Below are 25,568 nucleotides of genomic sequence, written 5' to 3'. Positions count from 1 at the left end.
CGGGGTCAGCCCACGCCGTGCGACTCCTGGGCCGCGCGGGACTCGATGCCCCGGAAGTGGTCCGCCATCGCGCGCTGGGCGGCCTCGACGTCGCGGGCGCGCAGGGCGGTGACGATGTCGCGGTGGCGGCGCACGGTCAGTCCGGGCGCGGGGTCGTCGGTCCAGCCGCGGGCGCCCGCGACGCGCCGGAAGACGGTCCAGAAGGCGCCGAGGAGCTGCGGGACGAGGGTGTTGCCGAGCGAGGCGTACAGCAACTCGTGGAACTCGCGGTCGAGTTCGGGGAAGGGCAGGCCGTCGCGGCCCGCCTCCTCCATCCGGGAGACCACGGATTCGAGGCGGTCGAGCTCGGCCTCGGAGAGCGTGGCCGCGACCCGCCGGATCAGGCCCTCCTCCAGGACCTCGCGGACCTGGAGGATCTCGGTGAGCGCGCTGGTGTCGTCGTCCTGCTGGGCCAGCGTGCGGAAGGTCAGGCCGTCGACGAGGGGGGTCAGCGAAGCCTGGCCGACATACGTGCCGTAGCCGTGCCTGATCTCCACTATGTCCAGGGCCTGGAGCGCCTTGAGCGCCTCGCGGACGGAGTTGCGGCTCACGCCGAGGTCCTCCATCAGCTCGGTCTCGGTGGGCAGCGAGGCGCCCGCCTGGAGCCTGCGGTCGAGGATCAACTGCGTGACCTCGCGCTGGATCTGGCTGCTCACGCGCCGTTCACGGGGGATGCGCGTCCCGGTGGGCCTGGGCCGGTTCCCGGTCTCCTCAACCATGCGCCGCATCGTACGCTCGCCGACATCGGACGTCCCATCTCGCGGCGGGATAAACCTCGACCGCGGGATGTGGCCGCTTCATCGGGCGTGGCCGTGGACAACGCGCCATTCGTGCGCGGTCCCTTGACCGCCCCCACGGCCCCTCCTAGGGTCACGCTGCCGCCCATGACGTAGGACGTCGTATCTCCCCTCGTCCGAGCCGCTCTCCCACTCCTGCTGGAGGAACCGTGCGCGACGTGACCCCCGCTCCGGCGCCGCACCGCCGGTCGTTCCTGAAGTACGGCGCCGCGCTCGGCGCGGCCGCCGCCGTCTCCTCCTCGCTGTCCGCCTGCTCGTCCGGGCCGGAGTCGACGAACGACACCGGGGGCGGGAAGGGGGGCGAGGGCGGCACGCTGACCGCCGTCATCGGCTACGGCAACGACGGCAGCTGGGACCCCACGCAGACCGCCTCCGCGTTCTCCATGGCCGCCAACCACCACATCTACGAGGGCCTGCTCGACACCGACCCGATCTCCCGCGAGCCGTACGCGGCGCTCGCCACCGAGGTCCCGGCCGATCTGACCGGCATCTCCTGGAAGTTCGAGTTACGGGCCGGCGCCCGGTTCCACGACGGCGCGCCCGTCACGGCGGACGACGTCGTCTTCGTCTTCGACCGGATCCTCGACCCGGACACCCAGACCCTCGCCAAGGGATTCTTCGCGCCCTGGCTCCGGACGGTCCGCAAGATCGACGCGCGCAACGTCGAGCTGATCCTCAAGTTCCCCTTCCCCGAGGGGATCTCGCGGCTCACGCTGGCGAAGGTCATGCCGAAGCACGTCTTCTCGAAGCCGGGCGCCTGGGACGAGGCGATCAAGGGCAAGGCGGTGGGGTCGGGCCCGTACCGGCAGACCGCCCACCACCCCAAGTCCAACACCACCTTCGAGGCCTTCGACGACTACAACGGCCCGCGCAGGGCCGCGTTCCGCAGGATGAACTGGCTGACCATCGTGGACGCCGCGCCGCGCGTCGCGAAGATCTCCGGGTCGAGCGCGGGGGCGCAGCTCGCCGACAACATCCCGTACGCCAACATCGGTCAGCTCAAAAGGAGCGGCCTGACCGTCCAGGGCGGGGCGGGCATGAACAACCTCTTCCTCATGTTCAACACCCGGCGCAAGCCCTTCGACGACGTGCGCGTGCGCCAGGCGCTGCACTACGCCATCGACACGGACAAGATGGTGGAGGTCGCGCTCAAGGGCCACGGCAGGGCGTCGACCTCCTTCCTGAACGAGGCCAACCCCGCCTACCGGCCCGCGAAGACGGTCTACTCGTACGACCCCGAGAAGGCGAGAAAACTGCTGAAGGAGGCCGGGGCCGAGGGGCTGAGGATCGACCTCCTCGCGGTCAACGTCAGCTGGATCGTCGACTGCCTGCCGACCGTCAAGGCGTCCTGGGACGCGATCGGCGTCAAGACCACCCTCTCGCCGCAGGAGACCACGGCCGTCTTCACGAAGATGGACCAGAAGCGGGACTACCAGGTGGTGGCCGCCGCCTCGAACCCGAACCAGTTCGGTCTCGACGCCGACCTGATCATGCACTACAACTACGGCCCCCGGAACCTGTGGATGGGCTACGCCCGCTGGGCCGGTGACCCGGTGGCCAGGAAGCTGTTCCGCGACATGGACCAGGCGACGCGCGAGCCGGACCCCGACCGCAAGAAGACGATGATCCAGGACTACATCGACGTCGTCGCGGAACAGGCCGTCCTGTACCCGGTGGTGCACAACGAGCTGATGACGGCCTGGGACCCGAGGCGGCTGACGGGCGTACGCGCCCAGCCCTACCCGGGCGTCAACCTCCTCCAGGCCAAGTGGGCCTAGCCGGCGGGGAGAGGGGTCGCGCGTGGTCACCGTCGTCCGGATCCTGGTCCGCCGCATCGCCCTGCTGGTGCCGCTGATGCTGGGCATCGTGCTCTTCGTGTTCCTGGTGATGCGGTTCTCCGACGTCGATCCGGCGTCCGCGTTCTTCCAGGGTGCCAACCCGACCGAGGAGCAACTGCACGACTTCCGGGAGGAGAACGGCCTGCTCGACCCCTTCCCGGTGCGCTACGTCCACTTCGTCGGCGACCTGCTGCACGGTGACCTCGGCACCAGCGCGCTGACCCGGGCCCCGGTCGTCGACCAGGTGACCACCGCGCTGCCGCTCACCCTCCAGCTGACCTTCCTCGGGCTCGGCATCGCGGTGGTCCTCGCGCTGCTCGGCGGGGTCACCGCCGCGATCCACCGGGACCGGCTGCCCGACCAGGTCGTCCGGCTCGTCTCGCTCACCGGCGTCGCCGCCCCCGGCTTCTGGCTCGCGCTGCTGATGATCCAGTACCTCGCGGTCGACCGGGGCTGGTTCCCGACCGGCGGCTATGTCAACCCCGCCGACTCGGTGGGCGGTTGGCTGGAGACCATGACCCTGCCCGCCTTCGCGCTGTCGCTGCCGGTCGCGGCCCAGCTCACCCGGATCGTGCGCACCGCCGTGGTCGAGGAGCTCGACAAGGACTACGTGCGGACGGCCGTCGGGAGCGGGCTGCCGCCGGTCGTGGTCGTCGGCCGGAACGTCCTGCGCAACGCCCTGATCAACCCACTGACCGTACTGGGCCTGCGGGTCGGGTACCTGCTCGGCGGGGCGGTCGTCATCGAGACGATCTTCTCCCTGCCCGGGATGGGGAAACTGATGATCGACGCGGTGAAGAACGGCGATCCGGCGGTCGTCCAGGGCGTCGTCCTGACGACGGCCACGGGCTTCGTCGTCGTGAACCTCGCCATCGACCTCCTCCACCTGCTGGTCAATCCGCGCCTGCGGGACGCGGCCCGGTGACCGCCGCGGCATCCGGCGCGGCGACCGGGCAGGCGGTGCGGTGACCACGCGCGCGCGCCTGACAGAGGCGCTCTCCCGTCCCGGCGTCCGGCTGCGCGGCCCGCGCCGGCTGCCGGCGCTGTCGAGGGCCGCGGTGTTCTTCCTCTCCGTGGTCGTGCTGGTCGCGGTCCTCGCCCCGCTGATCGCCCCGCACGACCCGCTGGACCAGCAGACCCCGGTGGACGGCACCGGCCACCCGTCCGGCGCGCACTGGATGGGCCAGGACAGCCTCGGCCGGGACATCCTCAGCCGCCTGATGTACGGCGCCCGCTGGTCCCTCGCCATCGGCCTGGGCGCCACCGTGCTCGCCCTGGTCGCGGGGGCGCTCCTCGGCGCGGTCGCGGCGACCTCCCGCAAGGCCGTGGACGAGACGCTGATGCGCTGCCTGGACGTGGTGATGGCCTTCCCCGGCATCGCGCTCGCCGCGGTCCTGGTCGCCGTGTTCGGCGGCGGCATCACCGTCCTGATCTGTGCGATCGCCTTCCTGTTCACCCCGCCGGTGGCCCGCGTGGTCCGGGCGAACGTCCTCGACCAGTACGGCGAGGACTACGTCACCGCGGAACGGGTCATCGGCGCCCGCACACCGCACATCGTGCTGCGGCACGTGGCCGTCAACTGCGCAGCCCCCGTGCTGGTGTTCTGCACCGTGCAGGTCGCCGAGGCGGTCGTCTTCGAGGCGTCGCTGTCGTTCATCGGCGCGGGCGTACGGCCGCCGGACCCGTCCTGGGGCAGCGTCATCGCGGACGGCAAGAACATGGTGCTGACCGGCGGCTGGTGGGCGACCGTCTTCCCCGGGCTGCTGATGCTGGCCACCGTGCTGTCGCTGAACATCCTGTCCGAGGGCGTCTCCGACGCCTGGGCCGCGCCGGCCGCCCGCGAGGTGGCGGCACGCGGGGACGCGGACCCCCTCCAGGCCCCACGGCCGGGCAGTGGCGAGGTCGTCGCGCTGCCGGGGCTCACGGAGGCCGCACGGCGCCTTCGCTCCCGCGCCCGTCCGCTGCCCGCCGGCCCGCCCGTCCTGTCCGTGCGGGACCTCACCGTCGGCTTCGACGGCCGGCACGGCGGGGTGGACATCGTCGACGGCGTCAGCTTCGACGTCCGCAGCGGGGAAGTGCTGGGCCTGGTCGGCGAGTCGGGCTGCGGCAAGTCGCTGACGGCGCTGGCGGTGATGGGCCTGCAACCGAAGGGCGCGCGCGTCCGCGGCCGGGTGGTCTTCGACGGGCGGCAGCTCGTGGGCGAGCCGATGCGCGTACGGCGCCGGCTGCTCGGCCACGGGATGGCGATGGTCTACCAGGACGCGCTGTCCTCGCTGAACCCGGCGATGACGATCCGCGGCCAGCTCCGGCAGGTCGTCCGCAGGGGCGGCGACCGGTCCCCCGCCGAGCTGCTGGCGCTGGTCGGCCTCGATCCCGGCCGTACGCTGACCAGTTACCCGCACGAGCTGTCGGGGGGCCAGCGCCAGCGGGTGCTGATCGCCATGGCCCTCTCGCGCGGCCCCCGGCTGATCGTCGCCGACGAGCCGACCACCGCGCTGGACGTGACGGTCCAGGCGCAGATCATCGAACTGCTGCTGCGCCTGCGCGCGGAACTCGGCTTCGCCCTGATCCTCGTCTCGCACGACCTCGCGCTCGTCGCGGACGTCACCGACCGGGTGGTGGTCATGTACGGCGGCCGGATCGTGGAGACGGGCGTGACCGCCGACCTGGTGGAGGCGCCCGCCCACCACTACACGCGGGGCCTGCTCGGCAGCGTGCTGTCGCTGGAGTCGGCGGCGGTGCGGATGACGCAGATCAAGGGCGTGGTCCCCGCCCCGGCCGACTTCCCGGCCGGCTGCCGGTTCGCCGACCGCTGCCCCCTGGCGACCGGCACCTGCCGCACCACGGTGCCGGCGCCGCGCGGCGGGCCCGCCCACACGGCGGCCTGCCACCATCCCGCGGTCGACCTGGCCCCGGGAACCGCCGCGAGCACGGGAAGCGAGGCCGTCACATGAGCGCCCCGACCGGGACCGGCGGTACCGCCGCCGGACACGAGGACAGCCGCGGAAGCGAGGCCGGACCGTGAGGATCCCCGCCCCCGCGACCGCGGACACGGCTCCGCTGGTCACCCTGTCCGACGCCCATGTCGTCCACCGGGCGCGCAGCGGCGGCCTGTTCACCCGCGACCGGGTGTACGCGCTGACCGGCGCCGACCTCACCGTCGCCCCCGGCGAGACGGTCGGCGTGGTCGGCGAGTCCGGCTGCGGCAAGTCGACGCTCGCCAAGGTGCTGGTGGGCGTGGACAGGCCGACCTCCGGCACGGTGTCCTTCCGGGACCGCGACCTGTGGTCCATGAGACCGGCCGAACGGCGCCTGGCCGTCGGCAGCACCACCGGGATGATCTTCCAGGACCCGTCGACCGCCCTGAACCGCAGGCTGACGGTCCGGCGGATCCTGCGCGACCCGCTGGACGTGCACCGGCGCGGCACGCCGGCGCAACGGGAGGCGCGGGTGCGGGAGCTGATGGCGCTGGTCGGCCTGCCGGGCGCGCTGGCCGACGGTCTGCCGGGGCAGCTGTCCGGCGGCCAACGCCAGCGCGTGGCGATCGCGCGGGCCCTGGCGCTCGATCCCGAGCTGGTGGTCGCCGACGAGCCGACCAGCGCGCTGGACGTCTCCGTACGCGCCCAGATCCTCAACCTCCTGCTGGACCTGAAGGAGCGGCTCGGTCTGGCGCTGGTCTTCGTCTCGCACGACATCCAGACGGTGCGCAGGATGAGCGACCGGGTCGTCACCATGTACCTGGGCCGGATCGTCGAGGAGTCCCCGGCCACCGAGGTCACCGCCGGCGCCAGGCACCCGTACACCCGCGCCCTCTTCTCCGCGACGCCCGGCCTGCTGGACCCCGTCGACCCGATCCCGCTGGCCGGTCCCGTCCCCTCGGCGACCCGTCCGCCCAGCGGCTGCCCGTTCCGCACCCGCTGCTGGAAGGCCGACGACGTCTGCGCGGCGCTGCTGCCGGACTTCGCGGAGGCGTCCTCGCCCCGGCACCGCTTCCGCTGCCACCATCCTGTGGAGGAGAGCCAGACGACGCGGGACCTGGTGGCGCAGGCCGCGGCGGCCTCGGCGACCGCCCCGGCCGGGGTCGTCCCGGCCCAGCACCAGCCCTAGGAGCACCGATGTCCGTCCCCGCGCCGCTGACCGGTGTCGTACCGCCCGTCTGCACCCCCCTGACTCCGGAGGGCGAGGTGGACGTCCCCTCGCTCGTCGCGCTGGTGGACCATCTGGTGACGGCGGGGGTGCACGCGCTGTTCGTCCTCGGCTCGACCTCGGAGGCGGCCTACCTGACGGACGCCCGGCGCCGGCTGGTGGTGGAGACCGTGGCCGGGCACGTCGCGGGCCGGCTCCCGGTGCTCGCCGGGGCCATCGACATGACGACCCCGCGCGTCCTGGACCACGTCGCCGCCGTCACCGCCGCCGGCGCGGACGCGGTCGTCGCCACCGCGCCCTTCTACGCCCGTACCCATCCCGCGGAGATCGCCCGCCACTACCGGCTCGTCGCGGCGCGCTCGCCGGTCCCCGTCCTCGCCTACGACCTTCCCTCCGGCGTCCACAGCAAGCTGTCCGCCGAACTGGTCCTGGAACTCGCGGCGGACGGCACGCTGTCCGGGCTGAAGGACTCCAGCGGCGACCTCGGCGGCTTCCGCTCGGTCGTCCTGGGCGCCCGCGCCCGCCCCGACCTCGCCCAGTTCAGCGTGCTGACCGGCTCCGAGCTGATCGCCGACTCCGCGCTGGCGCTGGGGGCCGACGGGGTGGTGCCGGGCCTCGGGAACGTGGACCCGGCCGGATACGTGCGGCTGTACCGGCTCTGCCGGGAGGGGGACTGGGCGGGCGCCCGGGCCGAACAGGAGCGGCTCTGCGCGCTGTTCGGGATGGTGGACGTGGGCGACCCCGCGCGGATGGGCGCCGGCTCGTCCGCGCTCGGCGCCTTCAAGGCCGCGCTGTACCTGCGGGGTGTCATCGCGTGCCCGCTCACGGCGGAGCCCCAGGTGCCGTTGTCGCAGGGCGAGGTGGAGCGGGTGGGCAAGTACCTCGCGGCGGCGGGGCTGTTGTAGGGCTCCCGGCCGTCCGCCCCGCCCTCCGGCTGTTCGCTCCGCGCCCCCGGCCGTACCGCGCCGGGGCCGCTAACCGCCCAGCTCCGCCAGCCGCACCCGGCGGAACTCGATCGTCTCGTACGGTCCCGCCGTCCCGGTCTCGTACAGGACGCCGATCCGCTCGGCGCCGAGCTGCACGAGGTCGGAGTACGCGGCCCGGCGCTGCGAGAGCGTCGCCGCCCGGACGAAGGTGGCTCCGGCGTCGGTGCTGCGCCAGAGCGCCATCGCCTGCCGGGAGCCGGGGACGGAGGGGCCGGAGAAGAGGAGCGGTGCCCGCGTCCCGCGCGGCTGGAGCACGCTGCCCTGCACGACCGGCACGTCGTTCAGCGTGGGCTGCACGGCGTACGGCCGGTCCAGGGTCAGGGCGCCGTCACCGGAGTAGGTGTCCAGCCGGTTGCCGGCGCTGGTGCCGTTCTGGTCCCGTGCACTGAAGTAGAGCCGCCCGTCGTCCAGTTCGGCGGCGCTGCTCTCGTTGGCGTTGTCCCGGCCGTCGTAGGAGTCGTCGACGAAGCCGAGCCGCCAGCTGAGCCCGCCGTCGTCGCTGTAGATCGCGTGGGCCCCGTAGTACCGGGCCTCCTGGCCGGTGTCGCCGGAGCCCTCGGGCGGCGCGGCGGAGTGGTTGGAGGGGACGACCAGGCGCCCGGCGTGCGGCCCGCGGGTCAGGGCCACGGCGTGCCCCGGGCCCGTCGCGTACCACCGCCAGCCCGGCCGCTTCACCTGCGCCGTGATGTCCCGCGGGGGCGTGAAGTGCCGCCCGTCGTCCCGGCTCGACTGCACGAAGATCCGGCGGCCGTCCTCGGGCGCCACCTCGCCGCGCATGATCTGCGCCTCGGTCACCGCGCCGCCGTTGTACGAGGTGACGAGCACGATCCGGCCCGTCCGCGGGTCGGTGACCGGCGCCGGATTGCCGCGGGTGTCGCCGTCACCGGCCGCGACCACACGCAGCGGCCCCCACGTGCAGCCGCCGTCGAAGGAGCGTCTGAGGACGACGTCGATGCTGCCGGTGTCGCCCGCGCCGTCGCGCCGGCCCTCGGCGAAGGCCAGCACCGTGCCCGCCCGGGTCCTGAGGGCCGCCGGGATGCGGTAGGTGTCGTAGCCGTCCCGGCCCGCGGTGTACGGCACGGACGAGACGCAGCCCCGTTGCCCCGCCGGGGCGGCGGAGGCGGACCCGGCGCCGACGCAGGCGACCGCGAGGGCGGTGAGGAGCCCGGCGGCCGCGGCCGGGACGGTCGTACGGCTCGTGCGGCTCATGACGCTCCCGGGGCTGCGGCGGAGGTAGGACGTGGGATGTCCTGACCCGGGTGAAACTACTGCGCCACGGGAGGTGCGGCAACACCCGCGCCCCTACGGCGTGGTGACGGTGCGTCGGCTCACGGGGCGCCGGGGGTGACCAGCCCCGACTCGTACGCCACGATCACCAGCTGGGCCCGGTCGCGCGCGCCGAGCTTGCCCATGATGCGGCTGACGTGGGTCTTCGCGGTGAGCGGGCTCAGGCCGAGGGACTCGGCGATCTCGGTGTTGTTCAGCCCGCGCGCCACCAGGGCGAGGACCCCGCGCTCGCGCTCCGACAGGCACTCCGGCCCGCCGTGCGTCACCGGCGCCGACGGGCTGCGCAGGAACCGCGCGATCAGCCGGGCGGTCGGGCCGGGCGAGAGCAGGGCGTCACCGGCGGCCACGGTGCGGACGGCGTCGAGGAGGTCGGCCGGCCTGGTGTCCTTCACCAGGAAGCCGGAGGCGCCCGCGCGCAGGGCCGCCACGATGTGCTCGTCGGTGTCGTAGGTGGTGAGGACCAGCACCCGGACCCCGGCCAGGTCCTCGTCGGCGGCGATCAGCCGGGTCGCCTCGATGCCGTCGAGGTCGGGCATGCGGACGTCCATGACGACCACGTCGGCGCGGGCGCGGCGGGCCAGCTCCAGCGCCTCCCGGCCCGTGCCCGCCTGTGCCACGACCTCCATGTCCGGCGCGGACTCGACGAGCATGGCGAACGCGGCCCGTACGAGGGTCTGGTCGTCGGCGAGGAGCACCCGGATGGTCATCGGGGCCACCCGTCCCGCGACTGCCGGGGCACCACGGACCCCGCCGACCCCGGCGGCCCGGGCACGACTCCCCCGCCGTCCAGCGCCGGTTCCGGCACCGCTTCCCCGGCGTCCAGCGCCGATTGGGGAGCCGGTCCCCCGGCGTCCAGCGCCGGTCCGGGCGCCGGTCCCCCGCCGGTCAGCGGCAGTACGGCCGCGACCTCGAACCCGCCGGCCGCCCGCGCCCCCGCCTCCACCGTGCCGCCCACGCTCCGGGCCCGCTCCCGCATGCCCACCAGCCCGAACCCGGGGACGGCACGGGTGCCGTCGCCGTCCGCGCCGGTCCGCCTCCCCTCGTCCGCCGTGCCGCCGTCGTCCGCCGTGCCGCCGTCGTCCGTGACCGTCACCCGCAGCGCCCCCGCCCGCGCGCTCAGGGCCACCCGGACGGCCACCCCGGGTCCCGCGTGCCGTACCGCGTTGGTCAGCGCCTCCTGGACGATCCGGTAGGCGGCGGCACCGACGGCGGACGGCACGTCCTCGGACCGCACGCCGATCTCGGCCCGGACGGCCGCGCCGGCGGTCCTGGCCGTCGACACCAGGTCCGCCAGCCCGTCCAGGCCGGGCAGCGGCCCGCGTCCCTCGGCCTCGTCCGGCGGGTGGCCGGTCTCGCGCAGCACCTCCAGCGTGCCGCGCAGCTCACCGCGGGCGGCGCGGCAGGTCTCGGCGATGTCGTCCAGGGCTCGGGCGACCGCCGCCCGGTCCAGCCGTTGGGGGTCGGCGGCCAGCACGTGTGCGGCGACGGACGTCTGCACGCCGATCAGCGTGATGCTGTGCGCGAGCAGGTCGTGCAGGTCCCGGGCGACGCGCAGCCGCTCCTCGGCGACCCGGCGGCGGGCCTCCTCCTCCCGGGTGCGCTCGGCCCGTTCGGCGCGCTCCACGACCGAGGCGACGTACTGGCGGTGCACGCGGACGTATCCGCCGAGCAGCAGGACGGCGACGACCCAGCCGGTGATCCGCAGCACCTCCAGGACCTGGTGCGGGGGCACCGCGGCGTTCACGCCGAGCACCAGGGCGATGAGACCGCTCCCGATGTGCAGGGTCCGGCGCGGCGTGCTCAGTGTCGCGGTGGTGTAGAGCGCCACCATGATCGGGCCGGTGGCGGCCGTGTGGTGGAAGTCGAGGGCGTGGTAGGGGACGAGGAGGACGACCACACCGAGCAGGGCGCGCAGCGGCCGGCGGCGGCGCCAGGCCAGCGGCACGTGGCCGCAGAGCAGCAGGGACCAGCCGAGGGCGTCGGGATGGCGTCCGTCGTGCACGACCGAGCCGATCACCACCGACAGGACGGCGAGGGCGGCGGCACCCCACGCGTCGGCGCGCGGCGACCGGGGCGGGGTGCCGCCGGCCATGCGGCCGATGCCGGTCCGCACGAGCGCGGCGCACCGCGTCCACACGTGGCCGCCCGACGCCGTGGGCGGACGTCCGCCCACGGCTGTGTCCGCGGTGTCATCGGTGGCCGCGCCGGTTGCCTGCACGGGGTTCATCCTCCGGTAGGGGGCGCCCCCCGCGGGAGGGGGGCGCCCGAAACGGGACGGCGGGGACGGGGCCGGTCCCCGGCCGGAAGGGCCCGGGCCCCGGCCATGGGGGGCCGGTCCTCGGCCGTAAGGGACGAGGCCCGGCCCGGAAGGGCCGAGTCCCTGCCCGGAAGCCGCCGGGAAGGGCCCGGGTCCGACCGGGGAGTGCCAGTCCTCCGCCGGGAAGGGCCCGGGTCCGACCGGGGAGGGGCCAGTCCCCCACCGGGAGGGGCCCGCCCCGGCCGGGAAGGGCCGAAGCCCGCCCCGGAGGGCCGGGGCGGGTCGGGCGGGCCGGGGGCGGTCAGCCGACGGCTGCCGGGGTGTTTTCCTGGCGCTCCGGTGGGGTCGGCGGTTCCGGTCGGCGGGCCAGGCGCCCCGGCCACCACATCCGGCGCCGCAGCGCGACACTCGCGCTGGTGACCAGGTACGTCCGTACCAGGAAGGTGTCGAGCAGCACCCCGACCGAGATCACGAAGCCCAGCTCGACGAGCTGCACCAGGCCCATGTTCGTGAGCACCGCGAAGGTCGCGGCGAGGACGAGACCGGCGGAGGCGATGACCCCGCCGGTCGTCCGCAGCGCGGTCAGCGCGGCGGCGGTCGGTTCGGCGCCCGCGAGCGACTCCTCCCGCATCCGGTGCATCAGGAAGATGCCGTAGTCGACGCCGAGGGCGACCAGGAACACGAACGAGAGCAGTCCGAGGCCCGGGTCGGTCCCCTCGAAGCCGAGCAGCGGCCCGAACACCAGTCCCCCGATGCCGAGCGCCGCGCCCCACACCGCGACCACCGCGGCGACCAGTAGCAGCGGGGCCACCAGACTGCGCAGCAGGACGACGAGGACGAGCAGCACGGAGAGCAGGACGATCGGGACGACGACGAGCCGGTCGCGGGAGTTGGTGTCCTCCAGGTCGATCTGCTGGGCGCTGGGCCCGCCGACGTACGAGCCGTCGAGTGCCGTGCGCAGCGCCTCGACGGTCCGCGTCTCGCCCGGGGACTGCGGGGCGTCCCGCGCGGTCACCGTGATCTCCGTCCAGCCGTCCGCCGTGCGGCCCCGCTCGGCACCGGCGACGCCCGGCTGGGCCCGCGCGGCGCTCAGGGTGGCGTCCGCCTCCCCCGCCGGGGTGATCACGACGAGGGGCTGGGTGCCCCGCTCGGGGTAGGCCGCGGCGAGGGTCTCCATCGCGGCCACCGACTCGGGTTTGTCGACGAAGGCGTCCTGCTGCTTGAGCGGGCCGGGCAGGTTCAGCGCGCCGAGGGCCAGCGCGCCGAGCAGCACGGCACCGCCCGCGAGGACGACGAGGGGCCGCCGCCCGGCCGACGTCCCCATCGCCGTGAAGAGGCCGCGCCGCCGCGCCGGCTCGCTCCCGTACGCCGGGACGAGCGGCCAGAACACCCGGCGGCCGAGCAGGACGAGGACGGCGGGCAGCAGCGTCAGCATGGCGACCAGGGCGCAGAGCACGCCGACGGTGCCCAGGGGGCCCATGCCCCGGCTGCTGTTCAGATCGGCGGCGAGCAGGCACAGCAGTCCGGCGGCCACGGTCCCCGAGGAGGCGAGGACGGCGGGGCCGCAGCCGCGCAGCGCGGCCCGCATGGCGTCGTACGGCCGCTCGAAGCGCCGTAGTTCCTCGCGGTAGCGGGCGACGATCAGCAGGGCGTAGTCGGTGCCGGCGCCGAAGACGAGGATGGTCATCACGCCCGAGCTCTGCCCGGAGACGGTGGTCCCGAAGGTCTCGTGGAGCCCGTAGGCGACGGCCATCGACAGGTAGTCCGCGACGCCCGCGACGACCAGCGGGACGAGCCACAGGAACGGGCTGCGGTAGATGAGGATCAGCAGGACGGCGACGACGCCGACGGTGGTGTAGAGCAGCGGGCCGCCGAGGGAGTCGTACACCTGGGCCGCGTCCGTGTTCAGCGCGCCGGGGCCGCCCACCTCGACGCCGAGGCCGTTCTCTCCGTGCGTGATCCGGCGCACGTCGTCGACCAGGACGTCCCGCAGCTCCTCGTCCTGGCCGGGCTCGGTGGAGGAGACCGGGTACATGAGGGTCGTGCCGTCCTTCGAGGGGACCGCCGCCGGGTCGCCGGTCAGCTCGTGGCGTGCGGCGACCTCGGCGACCTGCCGGTCCGCGGTCGCCCGGTCGGCGGCGGTCAGCCCGCCGTCGCGGTGGTACACCAGCACCAGCTCGGTCGCCTCGCCGCCCGGCATCCGGTCCTGGATCCTCGCGACCTGGGTGGAGTCGGCGCTCGCCGGCAGGTAGTCCACGATCCGGTCGTGCTGCACGTCCGCCAGCTTCGCCGCGAACGGCGCGACGGCGGCCAGTACGGCCACCCAGAGCCCGAGCAGCGCCCAGGGCACGGCCCTGCGACGCGTACGCGTGGTTGTCTTTCCGGGCCCCATGTCGGGGTCCTCCCCTCCTGGACGGATGTCTGGACACGCACCAGACTCCCGTCGCGCGAGGTCGCGCGCGTCGCGCCGGAGGGCGAGTTCGTCCCTACTGCGCCGGGTGACGGCGGGGCCGGACTACTCCCGGGGGAGTACCGCGGCGGAGCACGTCCGCGGCGTGGCCTACGAGGGTGTGCGCGCCGCGGCCAGCAGCCGGGTCACGTCGTCCGAGCAGATCGTGAGCGCCGCGCCGACGGTCGCGAGGACGTCGCGTTCGGCCGGGGTGTAGGGCCCGTCGGCCAGGGCGATGCGGGCGCCCTGGAACAGGACGGCCTCCCTGCCGACGGCGGCCAGGTGCGGTGCCAGCGGGTCCAGCGCCTCGTGCAGCTCTATGGCCAGGCCGGCCCCGCACGGTTCTCCGAAGAGGCGGCCGGTGTCGGCGGCGAGGGCCTCCACGAGGGCGTTCAGCTGCTCCTCGGTGCAGTCGTCGAAGCCGGCGGCGCGGACCGCGGCGGCGGCGGTCTCCAGGGCGGCGCGGGAGCAGGTGCCGCCGGCGGCGAGGACGGCGAGCGCGACGGTGTGGACGGCGTCGCGGAGCATCGCCGAGAAGCGGGTCGTGGTGGGGTGGTCGAGGACGTCGGCGCCGAAGTGGCCGCCGCAGGCGGCGCATTCGACGACGGGGCCGGTCTCGCCGCGGGCGAGGAGCGGGACGCCGAGGACGGTGAAGCGGCGGCGTCCGGCCAGCCGCTGGTAGTTGCGGTCGCCCCCGCAGCCGGGGCAGAAGAACTCGCCGTCGCCGACGGCGGTCCACGCGGTGCGGATGCCGAGAACGCGGGACACACGACCTACGCGGACAGAACGGTCGTCTCGTCCCCATCCTGGCAGCACGTCGCACCTCCGTAACCGCGCGGCAACATCGCCGCGTTGGCGTGATGTTAGCCACATTGTGACTGCGGAGTCAGTACCCCGGGCGGGGCCTCTGCGCGACCCGGACCCGGAATGGCCGGTAAACGACGGGGCCCCCGCCGCCCTGACGGACGGAAGGGGCTCCGGAAAGTGCCGGTCAGGCGGATCGGCGGGCCGTCCGGTTGACGGCGGAGACCACGGCCTTCAGCGAGGCGCGTGTCGTATTCGCGTCGATGCCGATTCCCCACATGACCTTGCCGTCGATCGCGCACTCGATGTACGAGGCGGCCTGCGCGGAGGCGCCCTCGCTCATCGTGTGCTCGGTGTAGTCCAGCAGGCGCACGTCGATGCCGATGGACTGCAGGGCGTCGAAGAAGGCGGAGATGGGGCCGTTGCCGGTGCCGGTCAGGACGGTGTCGACGCCGTCCACCGAGGCCTCGACGGTGAGGGTGTCCACGCCGTCCTTGTCCGTGGTGGTCTGGCCGGTCTTGACCTGGATGCGGCCCCAGGGGTTCCCGGGGTTGGGCAGGTACTCGTCCTGGAAGATCGCCCAGATGTCCTTCGGGGTGACCTCGCCGCCCTCGGCGTCCGTCTTGGCCTGGATGATCTTCGAGAACTCGATCTGCATCCGGCGCGGCAGGTCCAGCTTGTGGTCGTTCTTCAGGACGTACGCGATGCCGCCCTTGCCGGACTGCGAGTTGACCCGGATGACGGCCTCGTAGGAGCGGCCGACGTCCTTCGGGTCGATCGGCAGGTACGGGACCGCCCACTCGATGTCGTCGACCGTGACGCCCTGCGCGGCCGCCTCGGCCTCCATGGCGTCGAAGCCCTTCTTGATGGCGTCCTGGTGGGAGCCGGAGAAGGAGGTGTAGACGAGGTCGCCGACGTACGGGTGGCGGGCGTGCACCTCCATCTGGTTGCAGTACTCGGCGGTGCGGCGGATCTCGTCGATCTGCGAGAAGTCGATCTGCGGGTCGACGCCCTGCGAGAACAGGTTCATGCCGAGGGTGACCAGGTCGACGTTGCCGGTGCGCTCGCCCTGGCCGAACAGGCAGCCCTCGATGCGGTCGGCGCCGGCCATCAGCGCCAGCTCGGCCGCCGCGACCGCCGTACCGCGGTCGTTGTGCGGGTGGACCGACAGGCAGACGTACTCGCGGCGGGACAGGTTGCGGCTCATCCACTCGAAGCGGTCCGCGTGCGTGGAGGGCGTCGAACGCTCCACGGTGGCGGGCAGGTTGAGGATGATCTCGCGGTCCGGGCCGGGCTGCCAGACGTCCATGACGGCCTCGCAGACCTCCAGGGCGAAGTCCAGCTCGGTGTCGGTGAAGATCTCGGGGCTGTACTGGTAGCCGAACGTCGTGCGCTCGTCCAGCAGCTTCTCGGCGTACTCGACGACCAGCCGGGTGCCGTCGACGGCGATCTGCTTGATGTCGTCCCGGGAGCCGCGGAAGACGACCCGGCGGAAGACGGGCGCCGTCGCGTTGTACAGGTGGACCGTCGCCCGCTTGGCGCCGACCAGGGACTCCACGGTCCGCTCGATCAGGTCCTCGCGGGCCTGGGTCAGTACCGAGATGGTCACGTCGTCGGGGATCGCGGTCTCGTCCTCGATGATCGAGCGGACGAATTCGAAGTCCGTCTGACCGGAGGCGGGGAAACCGACCTCGATCTCCTTGTAGCCCATCTTGACCAGCAGGTCGAACATCTCACGCTTGCGGGCGGGCGACATGGGGTCGATCAGCGCCTGGTTGCCGTCACGCAGGTCGGTGGAGAGCCAGCGGGGGGCGACGGTGATCCGGTTGTCCGGCCACGTGCGGTCGGGGATGTCGACCTGCTCGTACGGGCGGTACTTGTGGACCGGCATGGAGGTGGGCTGCTGGCGGTTCGGCATGATGCGAGGGCTCCTCGAAGGTGTCCGGAAGGACGGCCGACGGCGCAACGCCAGACTCCGCGGGGAGGGGGTCGGCCTCGACTTACAGGCCCTCGCCGCGGCAGCTAAGGAGAAGCAGCTCGAAACGCATGATGCTCCGCAGCCTAGCCGAGCCCCGCTTCGTACGGGGACGTGTATCAGTATGCGGGACCGGCCGGTCATACAGGACAAACAGTGCGCCATACCACGTCGGAGTGGACGCCGAGGTTCCTTATCGCCCCATTTTCACCAATCATGGTTGCGGGGGGTGACAGTACGGTGACGCAGTGCAAGGGTGCCGGCATGACCGCCACTCCAGCAGGCTTCGAGCCTGTCTTCTGCACCATCGTGCCGCCCCACGTCCTCGACACCCTCGCCCGGCACGAGGACCCCGCGCTCGCCGGACCCGCGCGCCGCACCCTGGAGCGGGACGCCCTGGAGCGCACCCGCCGCCGACTGACCACGGTCATCGGCGCCCCCGCGGTGGCCGCGCCCGGCAAGGCGGAGGGCGGCACGCCGCACCGGACCGTCCACGACGCCCGGCACCACCAGGAGCTGCCCGGCAGGAAGGTGCGCGGCGAGGGCGACAAGCCCGGCAGGGACGCCACGGTCAACCGCGCGTACGCGGGCCTCGGCGCCACCTTCGACCTCTACCTCCAGGCGTACGCCCGCGACTCGATCAACGGCGAGGGCCTGCCCCTGGACGCCACGGTGCACTTCGACCGCGACTACAACAACGCCTTCTGGAACGGCGAGCGGATGGTGTTCGGCGACGGTGACGGCGAGATCTTCCTCGACTTCACCATCCCGGTCGACGTCATCGGCCACGAGCTGACCCACGGCGTCACCCAGTACACGGCGAACCTCACGTACTTCGGCCAGCCCGGCGCCCTCAACGAGTCGATGTCGGACGTCTTCGGCTCGCTCATCAAGCAGTACACGCTCGGGCAGACGGCCGCCGAGGCCGACTGGCTGATCGGCGCGGGCCTGCTCGCGCCCCGCGTCACCGGCCGGGCGCTGCGCTCCATGAAGGCGCCCGGCACGGCGTACGACGACGACGTGCTCGGCAAGGACCCGCAGCCCGCGACGATGGACGGCTTCGTCCGCACCGGCCGCGACAACGGCGGCGTGCACATCAATTCGGGCATCCCCAATCACGCGTTCTGTCTCGCGGCGACCGCCCTCGGCGGGCACGCGTGGGAGCGCGCGGGACAGATCTGGTACGACGTCCTGACCGGCGGGGAGCTCCGGCAGGACGCCCTGTTCGCCGACTTCGCGACCCTCACCGTCGCCGCCGCGCGCGCCCGGTTCGGGGACGGCGAGGAGCTTCAGGCCGTGCTCAAGGCGTGGGAGCAGGTCGGGGTCAGGACCCTGTGACCGTGGCCCGCCGGGCGCTTTCGTACTAGACAGGGACCCATGCGTATTCAGGTGCGGCGCACGGGCGGGTTCGCGGGCATCGAGCGGTGCGCCGAGGTGGACACCTCGGGGCTCCCCGACGCCCTCGACTGGCGGACCCTGGCCGAGCGTGCGGTCGCCGCCGGCCGGGGAACGCCGCCCGCGGGGGTCCCGGACGGCTTCGGCTACGAGATCACGGTGGACGGCAGGACGGTGTACGCGGCGGATCCCCGGCTGACGGAGGAGCAGCGGGAGCTGATCACGCGCGTGCTGAAGGAGGGGGCGTAGTCAGAAGGGGCGGGCCGAGGTGGCGGGCCGAGGTACCGGCCCCACCCGACTCCCTTCCGCGTCGGCACCGTTGACGTCCGTCGGCGTGGGTGCGGATGATCGCGCGCATGGCGACGAACCCCCTCCCGCAGTTCCCGCCCGGCTTCCTCTGGGGCGTGTCCACCTCGGCCCACCAGATCGAGGGGGCGGTCGCCGGGCGCGGCCCCTCCGTGTGGGACGCGTTCACGGCCGAGCCGGGGCGGGTGAAGGACGGCTCGACGGCGGAGGTGGCCTGCGACCACGTCCACCGCTACCGGGAGGACGTGGCGCTCCTCGCGGAGCTGGGCGTGGACGCGTACCGCTTCTCGGTCTCCTGGCCGCGGGCGGACGCGCCGGGCGGCCTCGACTTCTACGACCGGCTGGTCGACGAGCTCCGCGCGGCCGGCGTACGCCCCGTGCCCACCCTCTTCCACTGGGACCTGCCACTGGAGCTGGACTGGCTGGACCGCGACACCGCCTCCCGGTTCGCCGAGTACGCGGCACGGGTCGTCGCCCGGCTCGGCGACCGCGTGGACAAGTGGATCACCCTGAACGAACCGGCCGAGCACACCCTGCTGGGCCACGCGCTCGGCGCCCACGCCCCCGGCAGGCGGCTCCTGTTCGACGCGCTGCCGGTCGCCCACCACCAACTGCTCGCGCACGGCCTCGCGGTACGGGCGCTGCGCGCGGCCGGCGCCGGCGACATCGGGATCGCCAACTCCCACGGCCCGACCTGGGCGGCCTCGGAGAGCCCCGAGGACGTGGCGGCCGCCGACTTCTACGACGTGCTCCTCAACCGCCTGTTCGCCGACCCCCTGCTGCTCGGCCGCTACCCCGAGGGCATCGCCGACCTGCTCCCCGGGGACGTCGCCGCGGACCTGGAGGTGATCGCCGAGCCGCTGGACTGGTACGGCGTCAACTACTACCAGCCGACCCGGGTGGGTGCCCCCGAGGGCGCGGAGATCGAGTTCGGCGGACTCACCCTGCCCGCCGAACTCCCCTTCTCCGTAAGGGAACTGGAGGGATACCCGGTGACGGACTTCGGCTGGCCGGTGGTCCCGGAGGCGCTGACCGAACTGCTCACCGGCTTCGCCGAGCGCTACGGCGACCGGCTCCCTCCGGTCGTCATCACGGAGAACGGCTGCTCCTACGAGGGTCTCGACGACCAGGAGCGGATCGCCTTCCTGGACGGCCACGTCCGCGCACTGCACCGCGCCTGCGAGGCGGGCGTCGACGTCCGGGGCTACTTCGTGTGGTCGCTGCTCGACAACTTCGAGTGGGCGGAGGGATACGCGCGCCGCTTCGGCCTCGTCCACGTCGACTTCGACACGCTGGAGCGCACCCCGAAGGCGTCGTACCGCTGGCTGCGGGACGCCCTGCGGGCGCGGGACTGGCGGCCCCCGGGCGGGGTGGGACGGGATGCGGAGGACGGACGGGCCGCCGGGCCCGAATATCGGATGCCGTGACCGGACCCCGTCGTCTTGGATGAACCGTATGACCACCCCTCAGCAGACCCTCGACCGCCTGGAGCACTACTACGACTCGGTGCCGCGCGCCGCGGCCCGCGCCGAGGACTTCGGACCGCTCACCCTGTTCGTCCGGGAGGGCCCGGGCTGGCCCTACTACGCGCGGCCCGCGCTCGGCCGCGCGGACGCGACCGGCGCCGCGGACGTCGACCGGGTCAGGGCCCGGCAGCGCGAGCTGGGCGTACCGGAGGCGTTCGAGTGGGTGGCGGAGGTGACGCCGGGGCTGCGGCGGGCCGTCGAGGCGTCGGGGCTGCGGGTGCACGAGCATCCGCTGATGGTCAGGGACCGGGACGTGGCGCTGCCCGACCCGCACCCCCTGGTCCGCGTCCTCGGGCCCGAGGACCCGTTCCTGGCCAGTGCCCTGGCGCTGCCCCACGTGGCGTTCGCGGCGCCCGGCACCGGCGTCGGTACGGCCGGCCCCGCCGAACTGGCCACCGAGACCACGGCGCGCGCCGGCGACGTGCCCGCCGCCGCGGACCGGATCAGGGCGGGCCGCACGGTGCTGGCCGCCGCGGTCGAGAACGGCGTCGCCCTGTGCTCCGGGATGCATCTGCCGGTCGGCCCGGTGACCGAGGTGGCGGGCGTCGGCACCCTGCCGTCCGCGCGGCGGCGGGGCCTGGGGCTCGCCGTGACCGCCGCCCTCGTGGCGGACGCCGAGGCGCGCGGTGCCGACACGGTGTTCCTGTCGGCGGGCGACGAGGACGTGGCCCGCATGTACGGCCGGCTGGGCTTCCGCAGGGTCGCCACGGCACTCATCGCGGAACCGGCCGAGTAGCTCCGGCGTCCCGGCGGCGGGCGACGGCCCGCCGCCCGGGGCTCAGAAGCCGAGCTTGCGGAGCTGGCGGGGGTCCCGCTGCCAGTCCTTGGCGACCTTGACGTGCAGGTCGAGGAAGACCGGCGTGCCCAGCAGCGCCTCGATCTGCTTGCGGGACTTGATGCCGACCTCCTTCAGGCGCTTGCCCTTCGGGCCGATGATGATGCCCTTCTGGCTGGGGCGCTCGATGTAGACGAAGGCGTGGATGTCCAGGAGGGGCTTGTCGGCGGGCCGGTCCTCGCGCGGCAGCATCTCCTCCACCACGACGGCGATGGAGTGCGGCAGCTCGTCGCGGACGCCCTCCAGCGCGGCCTCGCGGATCAGCTCGGCCACCATGACCTGCTCGGGCTCGTCCGTGAGGTCGCCCTCGGGGTAGAGCGCGGGGCCTTCGGGGAGCAGCGGGATGAGCAGGTCGGCCAGCAGGTCGACCTGCTGGTCGGCGACGGCGGACACCGGCACGATCTCCGCCCACTCGAACCCGAGCTCCTTGCCGAGCTGGTCGATCGCGATGAGCTGCTCGGCGAGGGTCTTGCTGTCCACGAGGTCGGTCTTCGTGACGATCGCGATCTTCGGCGTCTTCTTGATCGACGCCAGCTCCTTGGCGATGAAGCGGTCGCCGGGGCCCAGCTTCTCGTTCGCCGGCAGGCAGAAGCCGATCACGTCGACCTCGGCCCAGGTGGTGCGGACGACGTCGTTGAGCCGCTGGCCGAGCAGCGTGCGCGGCTTGTGCAGGCCCGGGGTGTCCACCAGGATCAGCTGGGCGTCCGGCCGGTGCACGATGCCGCGCACCGTGTGCCGCGTCGTCTGCGGCTGGTTGGCCGTGATCGCCACCTTCTGGCCGACCAGAGCATTCGTGAGGGTGGACTTGCCCGCGTTGGGGCGGCCCACGAAGCAGGCGAAGCCGGCGCGGTGTGTGGCCTCGGACGGCTCGGATGACTCGGTACGAACGCTCATGGCGCCCATTGTCCCTGATCGTCGGGCGCCCGCCGTACCAAGGTCGCGCCCGCCCGCCCCGCCGTAATCCCGGGGCCCGGCCCGGGGTCCGCTCCGTGAGGTCCCGGAAACGCCCGCGCAACACGAAACACGCCGGAAACGCGCGTGTGCACAACACGAAACGCGGGCCGGTGACCCTCGGACGACGCCCCGCCCGCCGGACGCCGCCCCGCACCGCTGGAGAGACCGTGACCCTGGCCGCCCCGCACCTCGACACCGGCGACACCGCCTGGCTGCTCGCCGCCACCGCGCTGGTCCTGCTGATGACACCGGGCCTCGCCCTGTTCTACGGCGGCATGGTCCGCACGAAGAGCGTCCTCAACATGCTGATGATGAGCTTCGTGTCGATCGCCCTGGTCACGGTGGTCTGGCTGGCCGCCGGGTACTCGCTCGCGTTCGGCGGCGACACCTTCGGCGGGCTGATCGGCGGCCTGGAGCACGCGGGGATGGCGGGCATCGGCCCGGACAGCGTCCAGGGCACGGTGCCCACCCTGCTGTTCGCGACCTTCCAGCTGACCTTCGCGGTCATCACGGCCGCGCTGATCAGCGGCGCGATCGCGGACCGGGCGAAGTTCGGGGCGTGGCTGGTCTTCGTACCGCTGTGGGCGCTGCTCGTATACGTTCCCGTCGCGCACTGGGTCTGGGGTCCGGGCGGCTGGATCCTGGAACGTCTCGGCGCCCTGGACTTCGCGGGCGGTCTCCCCGTCGAGATCACCTCGGGTGCCTCCGGGCTCGCCCTGTGCCTGGTCCTCGGCCCGCGCATGGGCTTCAAGAAGGACGCGATGCGGCCGCACAACCTGCCCATGGTCGTGCTGGGCGCCGGTCTGCTGTGGTTCGGCTGGTTCGGCTTCAACGCCGGGTCGGCGCTGGGTGCGAACGGCCTCGCCGCCGCCGCCTTCCTGAACACCCTCGCCGCCGGCTGCACCGGGCTGCTGGGCTGGCTCTTCGTGGAGCAGCGGCGCGACGGCCACCCCACCACGCTGGGCGCGGCGTCCGGCGCGGTGGCCGGCCTCGTCGCCATCACCCCGTCCTGCGGCTCGGTGTCCCTGGTGGGCGCCCTGGCCGTCGGCCTCGCCGCGGGTGTCGTCTGCTCGTACGCGGTGGGCTGGAAGTTCCGGCTCAACTACGACGACTCGCTCGACGTGGTCGGCGTCCACCTCGTCGGCGGCGTCATCGGCACGGTGCTCATCGGCGTCTTCGCCACGGAGTCGATGACCGAGGGCGCCGAGGGCCTGCTCTACGGGGGCGGGTTCGGGCAGCTCGGCCGGCAGCTGGTCGCCGTCCTGGCCGTCGGGGCGTACGCCTTCGCCGTCACGTACGGGATCGGGAAGCTCATCGACAAGGTCATGGGCTTCCGGGCGGACGAGGAGCAGGAGCAGACCGGTCTGGACCTCACGGTGCACGCCGAGACCGCCTACGATCACGGAGTCCTGGGGCACGGCGCCCCGGTGTCGTCGTCCGCCTCCCACGCCCAGAAGGTCAAGGCCCAGGCATGAAACTCATCACCGCGATCGTCAAGCCGTACCGCCTCGACGAGGTCAAGACCGCCCTGCAGGAACTCGGCGTGCACGGGATGACCGTCACGGAGGCCAGCGGGTACGGGCGCCAGCGGGGCCACACCGAGGTGTACCGCGGTGCCGAGTACCAGGTCGACCTGGTCCCGAAGGTCCGTATCGAGATCGTCGTCGGGGACGCCGACGCGGACCCGGTCATCGACGCGATCGTCAAGGCGGCCCGGACCGGCAAGATCGGCGACGGCAAGGTCTGGTCGGTACCGGTGGAGACGGTGGCCCGGGTGCGCACCGACGAACGGGGCCCGGACGCCCTCTGACCGGGCTCAGGAGTCGAGGCCCGGGGCGCCGGGGCACGGTCCCGGGCGGAAGACGCCCCCGGCCAAGGTCACCGCTCTCCGGCCGGGAGCACCGCTCGGGTGCCCCCGCGCGGTCAGCCCGTGGTGTGGGTGGCGCGGACGACGCCGTCGGCCCCGGCGACCAGTACCGGCGTCCCGGGTCCCCCGAGATCGCCCACCGCCGCCAGATCGTCCTCGTGCGGGGTTTCGGCGTCCGTCACCACGGCCGCCGCCTCCAGCGACTTCGCGCCCGAGGCCACCGCCATCGCCACCGCGGTCCGCAGCGCGCTCAGCTTCAGGGAGTCCAGCGCGACGGTGCCCGCGACATAGGTGCGTCCGGTCTCGTCGCGTACGGCGGCCCCCTCGGGCACGCCGTTGCGGGCGCGGGCCGAACGGGCCAGGGTGACGATCTTGCGGTCCTCGGGGTCGAGGGCGGGGGTGTCGGTCATACGAGGAGCTTATCGAGCCGCTAGGGACGGTCGAGCCGCAGCCGCTCGGCCCTCGGAAGACCGGCCACCACCAGGTCGTACGAGTCCTCGATCAGCTCCCGGACCAGGCCGTCGGGGAGCTCGCCGTCCACCGTCACCGTGTTCCAGTGCCGCTTGTTCATGTGGTAGCCCGGCGCGATCAGGCCCGGGTACTCGCCGCGCAGCCGCACCGCGTCGTCCGGGTCGCACTTCAGGTTGGCCTTCAGCGGACGCCCGTCCAGGTTGGTGAGCGCGAAGAGCTTGCCGAGCACCTTGAAGACGGACGTGTCCGGGTTGAAGGGGAAGTCCTCCACGGTCGCCTCGAAGGACAGGCAGAACGCTCGCAGCTCCTGGGGCGTCACTCCGCCTTCGCCTCCTCGCGCGGCGCGTGCTCGGGGGTCACGGGCTCCACGAGCACCGTCACGATCTTGTTCCGGCGGCCCGCCGAGTCCTCCGCCGTCAGCCGCAGTCCACGGCCGTCGGGCAGCTCCACGACCGAGGAGGCGCCCGCGATCGGCACCCGGCCGAGCGCCTTGGCCAGCAGCCCGCCGACCGTCTCGACGTCCTCGTCGTCGTACGCCTCGAAGCCGTACAGCTCCCCGAGGTCGCCGATGTCGAGCCGGGCCGTCACCCGGTAGCGGTCCTCGCCCAGTTCGTCCACCGGGGGCAGCTCGCGGTCGTACTCGTCGGTGATCTCGCCGACGATCTCCTCCAGGATGTCCTCGATGGTGACGATCCCGGCCGTGCCGCCGTACTCGTCGATGACGACGGCGACGTGGTTGCGCTCCTGCTGCATCTCGCGGAGCAGGTCGCCCGCGTTCTTGGTGTCGGGGACGAAGGCGGCGGGCCGCATCGCCGTGGACACCAGCTCGCTCTCCGCCTCCCGGCTGATGTGCGTCTTGCGCGCCAGGTCCTTCAGGTACACGATCCCGACGATGTCGTCCTCGCTCTCCCCGGTGACCGGGATGCGCGAGAAGCCGGAGCGCAGGGCGAGCGTCAGCGCCTGGCGGATGGTCTTGAAGCGCTCGATGACGACCAGGTCGGTGCGCGGCACCATCACCTCGCGGACGAGTGTGTCGCCCAGCTCGAAGACGGAGTGCACCATGCGGCGCTCCTCGTCCTCGATGAGGGACTCCTTCTCCGCGAGGTCGACGAGCGCCCGCAGCTCGGCCTCCGAGGCGAACGGGCCGCGCCGGAAGCCCTTGCCGGGGGTGAGGGCGTTGCCGATGAGGATCAGCAGCGGCGGGATCGGCCCCATGATCCGGGCCAGCGGCAGCAGGACGTAGGCGGCGGCGGTCGCCGTGTTCAGCGGGTGCTGGCGGCCGATGGTGCGCGGCGAGACGCCGACGGCGACATAGCTGACCAGCACCATCACGCCGATGGCGACGGCGAGCGCCTGCCAGGTCTCGTCGAACTCCTTGAGGCAGGCGTACGTGACGAGGGCGGCGGCGGCCATCTCGCAGGTGATGCGCACCAGCAGGGCGACGTTGAGATAGCGGGTCGGGTCGGCGGCGACCTGCGCGAGCTTGGCGCCGCCGCGCCGCCCGCCGCGTACGGCCTCCTCGGCGCGGAAGCTGGAGACGCGCGCGATGCCCGCCTCCGCGCAGGCGGCGAGCCAGGCGACGACGACCAGCGCGATGGCGCCGATGACGAGCTGAGGAGTCATTTCTTCCCGGAAC

General features: G+C 73.4%; 22 protein-coding genes. 11 read left to right on the top strand and 11 right to left on the bottom strand.

The genetic code is table 11. The annotated features are described in order from the left end of the window. Positions 1-5: 5 nt before the first annotated feature. A complete protein-coding gene (locus ACWGIS_RS09545) occupies positions 6-767 on the bottom strand; it encodes a FadR/GntR family transcriptional regulator (protein WP_453361816.1) in 762 nt (253 codons plus the stop codon). A 218-nt stretch (positions 768-985) separates the two neighbouring features. Here ACWGIS_RS09545 and ACWGIS_RS09540 point away from each other — a divergent pair, with 218 nt between their 5' ends. The 5 genes from ACWGIS_RS09540 (at position 986) to ACWGIS_RS09520 (ending at position 7,725) form a co-directional block, all read left to right on the top strand. Then, complete coding sequence (locus tag ACWGIS_RS09540) at positions 986-2,614, top strand: ABC transporter substrate-binding protein (RefSeq protein ID WP_453361815.1); 1,629 nt, start codon at positions 986-988, stop codon at positions 2,612-2,614. Positions 2,615-2,636: 22 nt separating this feature from the next. Next, a complete protein-coding gene (locus tag ACWGIS_RS09535) occupies positions 2,637-3,599 on the top strand; it encodes an ABC transporter permease (protein ID WP_453361814.1) in 963 nt (320 codons plus the stop codon). Positions 3,600-3,639: 40 nt separating this feature from the next. Further along, positions 3,640-5,628, top strand: coding sequence for a dipeptide/oligopeptide/nickel ABC transporter permease/ATP-binding protein (locus tag ACWGIS_RS09530; protein ID WP_453361813.1), 1,989 nt, complete (start codon positions 3,640-3,642; stop codon positions 5,626-5,628). A gap of 67 nt (positions 5,629-5,695) precedes the next feature. Next, complete coding sequence (locus ACWGIS_RS09525) at positions 5,696-6,781, top strand: oligopeptide/dipeptide ABC transporter ATP-binding protein (RefSeq protein ID WP_453361812.1); 1,086 nt, start codon at positions 5,696-5,698, stop codon at positions 6,779-6,781. Between the two features lie 8 nt (positions 6,782-6,789). Beyond that, complete coding sequence (locus tag ACWGIS_RS09520) at positions 6,790-7,725, top strand: dihydrodipicolinate synthase family protein (protein WP_453361811.1); 936 nt, start codon at positions 6,790-6,792, stop codon at positions 7,723-7,725. A 69-nt stretch (positions 7,726-7,794) separates the two neighbouring features. Here ACWGIS_RS09520 and ACWGIS_RS09515 read toward each other — a convergent pair whose 3' ends face one another. The 6 genes from ACWGIS_RS09515 to leuA all read right to left on the bottom strand — a co-directional run bounded on the left by ACWGIS_RS09515 (position 7,795) and on the right by leuA (position 16,521). Continuing rightward, complete coding sequence (locus tag ACWGIS_RS09515; RefSeq protein ID WP_453361810.1) at positions 7,795-9,015, bottom strand: sialidase family protein; 1,221 nt, start codon at positions 9,013-9,015, stop codon at positions 7,795-7,797. A gap of 119 nt (positions 9,016-9,134) precedes the next feature. Further along, positions 9,135-9,800, bottom strand: coding sequence for a response regulator (locus ACWGIS_RS09510; RefSeq protein WP_453361809.1), 666 nt, complete (start codon positions 9,798-9,800; stop codon positions 9,135-9,137). Continuing rightward, positions 9,797-11,185, bottom strand: a complete 1,389-nt coding sequence (locus ACWGIS_RS09505) for a sensor histidine kinase (protein ID WP_453361912.1) — start codon at positions 11,183-11,185, stop codon at positions 9,797-9,799. The genes ACWGIS_RS09510 and ACWGIS_RS09505 overlap by 4 nt, the downstream gene beginning before the upstream one ends. A gap of 466 nt (positions 11,186-11,651) precedes the next feature. Further along, the gene (locus ACWGIS_RS09500) at positions 11,652-13,742 is read right to left on the bottom strand and encodes an MMPL family transporter (RefSeq protein ID WP_453361808.1); all 2,091 of its coding nucleotides are present in this window, start codon (positions 13,740-13,742) and stop codon (positions 11,652-11,654) included. Between the two features lie 168 nt (positions 13,743-13,910). After that, positions 13,911-14,615, bottom strand: coding sequence for a TerB family tellurite resistance protein (locus ACWGIS_RS09495; RefSeq protein WP_453361807.1), 705 nt, complete (start codon positions 14,613-14,615; stop codon positions 13,911-13,913). Between the two features lie 175 nt (positions 14,616-14,790). After that, positions 14,791-16,521: a 2-isopropylmalate synthase gene (gene leuA, locus ACWGIS_RS09490; protein ID WP_453361806.1), complete on the bottom strand. Its 1,731-nt coding sequence runs from the start codon at positions 16,519-16,521 to the stop codon at positions 14,791-14,793. Between the two features lie 321 nt (positions 16,522-16,842). Here leuA and ACWGIS_RS09485 point away from each other — a divergent pair, with 321 nt between their 5' ends. From ACWGIS_RS09485 to ACWGIS_RS09470, 4 genes are all read left to right on the top strand, one after another. Next, positions 16,843-17,916, top strand: coding sequence for a M4 family metallopeptidase (locus ACWGIS_RS09485; protein WP_453361805.1), 1,074 nt, complete (start codon positions 16,843-16,845; stop codon positions 17,914-17,916). A gap of 39 nt (positions 17,917-17,955) precedes the next feature. After that, complete coding sequence (locus ACWGIS_RS09480) at positions 17,956-18,222, top strand: protealysin inhibitor emfourin (protein WP_453361804.1); 267 nt, start codon at positions 17,956-17,958, stop codon at positions 18,220-18,222. Between the two features lie 95 nt (positions 18,223-18,317). Then, positions 18,318-19,706, top strand: coding sequence for a GH1 family beta-glucosidase (locus ACWGIS_RS09475; protein WP_453361803.1), 1,389 nt, complete (start codon positions 18,318-18,320; stop codon positions 19,704-19,706). Positions 19,707-19,734: 28 nt separating this feature from the next. After that, on the top strand, positions 19,735-20,541 hold the full coding sequence (locus ACWGIS_RS09470) for a GNAT family N-acetyltransferase (RefSeq protein ID WP_453361802.1): 807 nt from the start codon (positions 19,735-19,737) through the stop codon (positions 20,539-20,541). 42 nt (positions 20,542-20,583) lie between these two features. Here the strand turns inward: ACWGIS_RS09470 and era are convergent, their stop codons facing one another. After that, positions 20,584-21,543, bottom strand: coding sequence for a GTPase Era (era, locus tag ACWGIS_RS09465; protein WP_356168756.1), 960 nt, complete (start codon positions 21,541-21,543; stop codon positions 20,584-20,586). A gap of 218 nt (positions 21,544-21,761) precedes the next feature. Between era and ACWGIS_RS09460 the strand changes: the two genes are divergently transcribed. Both ACWGIS_RS09460 and ACWGIS_RS09455 read left to right on the top strand, forming a co-directional pair. Further along, a complete protein-coding gene (locus ACWGIS_RS09460; RefSeq protein WP_453361801.1) occupies positions 21,762-23,069 on the top strand; it encodes an ammonium transporter in 1,308 nt (435 codons plus the stop codon). Further along, positions 23,066-23,404, top strand: a complete 339-nt coding sequence (locus tag ACWGIS_RS09455; protein WP_453361800.1) for a P-II family nitrogen regulator — start codon at positions 23,066-23,068, stop codon at positions 23,402-23,404. Before ACWGIS_RS09460 ends, ACWGIS_RS09455 begins: the two co-directional genes overlap by 4 nt. A 113-nt stretch (positions 23,405-23,517) precedes the next feature. On the opposite strand, the gene ACWGIS_RS09450 is transcribed toward ACWGIS_RS09455, so the two are convergent. From ACWGIS_RS09450 to ACWGIS_RS09440, 3 genes are read right to left on the bottom strand one after another with little or no spacing between them, the layout of a single operon-like run. Next, positions 23,518-23,871: a cytidine deaminase gene (locus tag ACWGIS_RS09450; RefSeq protein WP_453361799.1), complete on the bottom strand. Its 354-nt coding sequence runs from the start codon at positions 23,869-23,871 to the stop codon at positions 23,518-23,520. A gap of 20 nt (positions 23,872-23,891) precedes the next feature. Then, a complete protein-coding gene (locus tag ACWGIS_RS09445) occupies positions 23,892-24,251 on the bottom strand; it encodes an MmcQ/YjbR family DNA-binding protein (RefSeq protein WP_453361798.1) in 360 nt (119 codons plus the stop codon). After that, the gene (locus tag ACWGIS_RS09440; RefSeq protein WP_453361797.1) at positions 24,248-25,555 is read right to left on the bottom strand and encodes a hemolysin family protein; all 1,308 of its coding nucleotides are present in this window, start codon (positions 25,553-25,555) and stop codon (positions 24,248-24,250) included. Before ACWGIS_RS09440 ends, ACWGIS_RS09445 begins: the two co-directional genes overlap by 4 nt. Positions 25,556-25,568: the final 13 nt, after the last annotated feature.

It is taken from the genome of Streptomyces sp. NPDC054842, assembly GCF_053611025.1.
The sequence above is the reverse complement of the archived record's forward strand: the minus strand, read 5'-3'. Positions and strand labels throughout refer to the sequence as shown.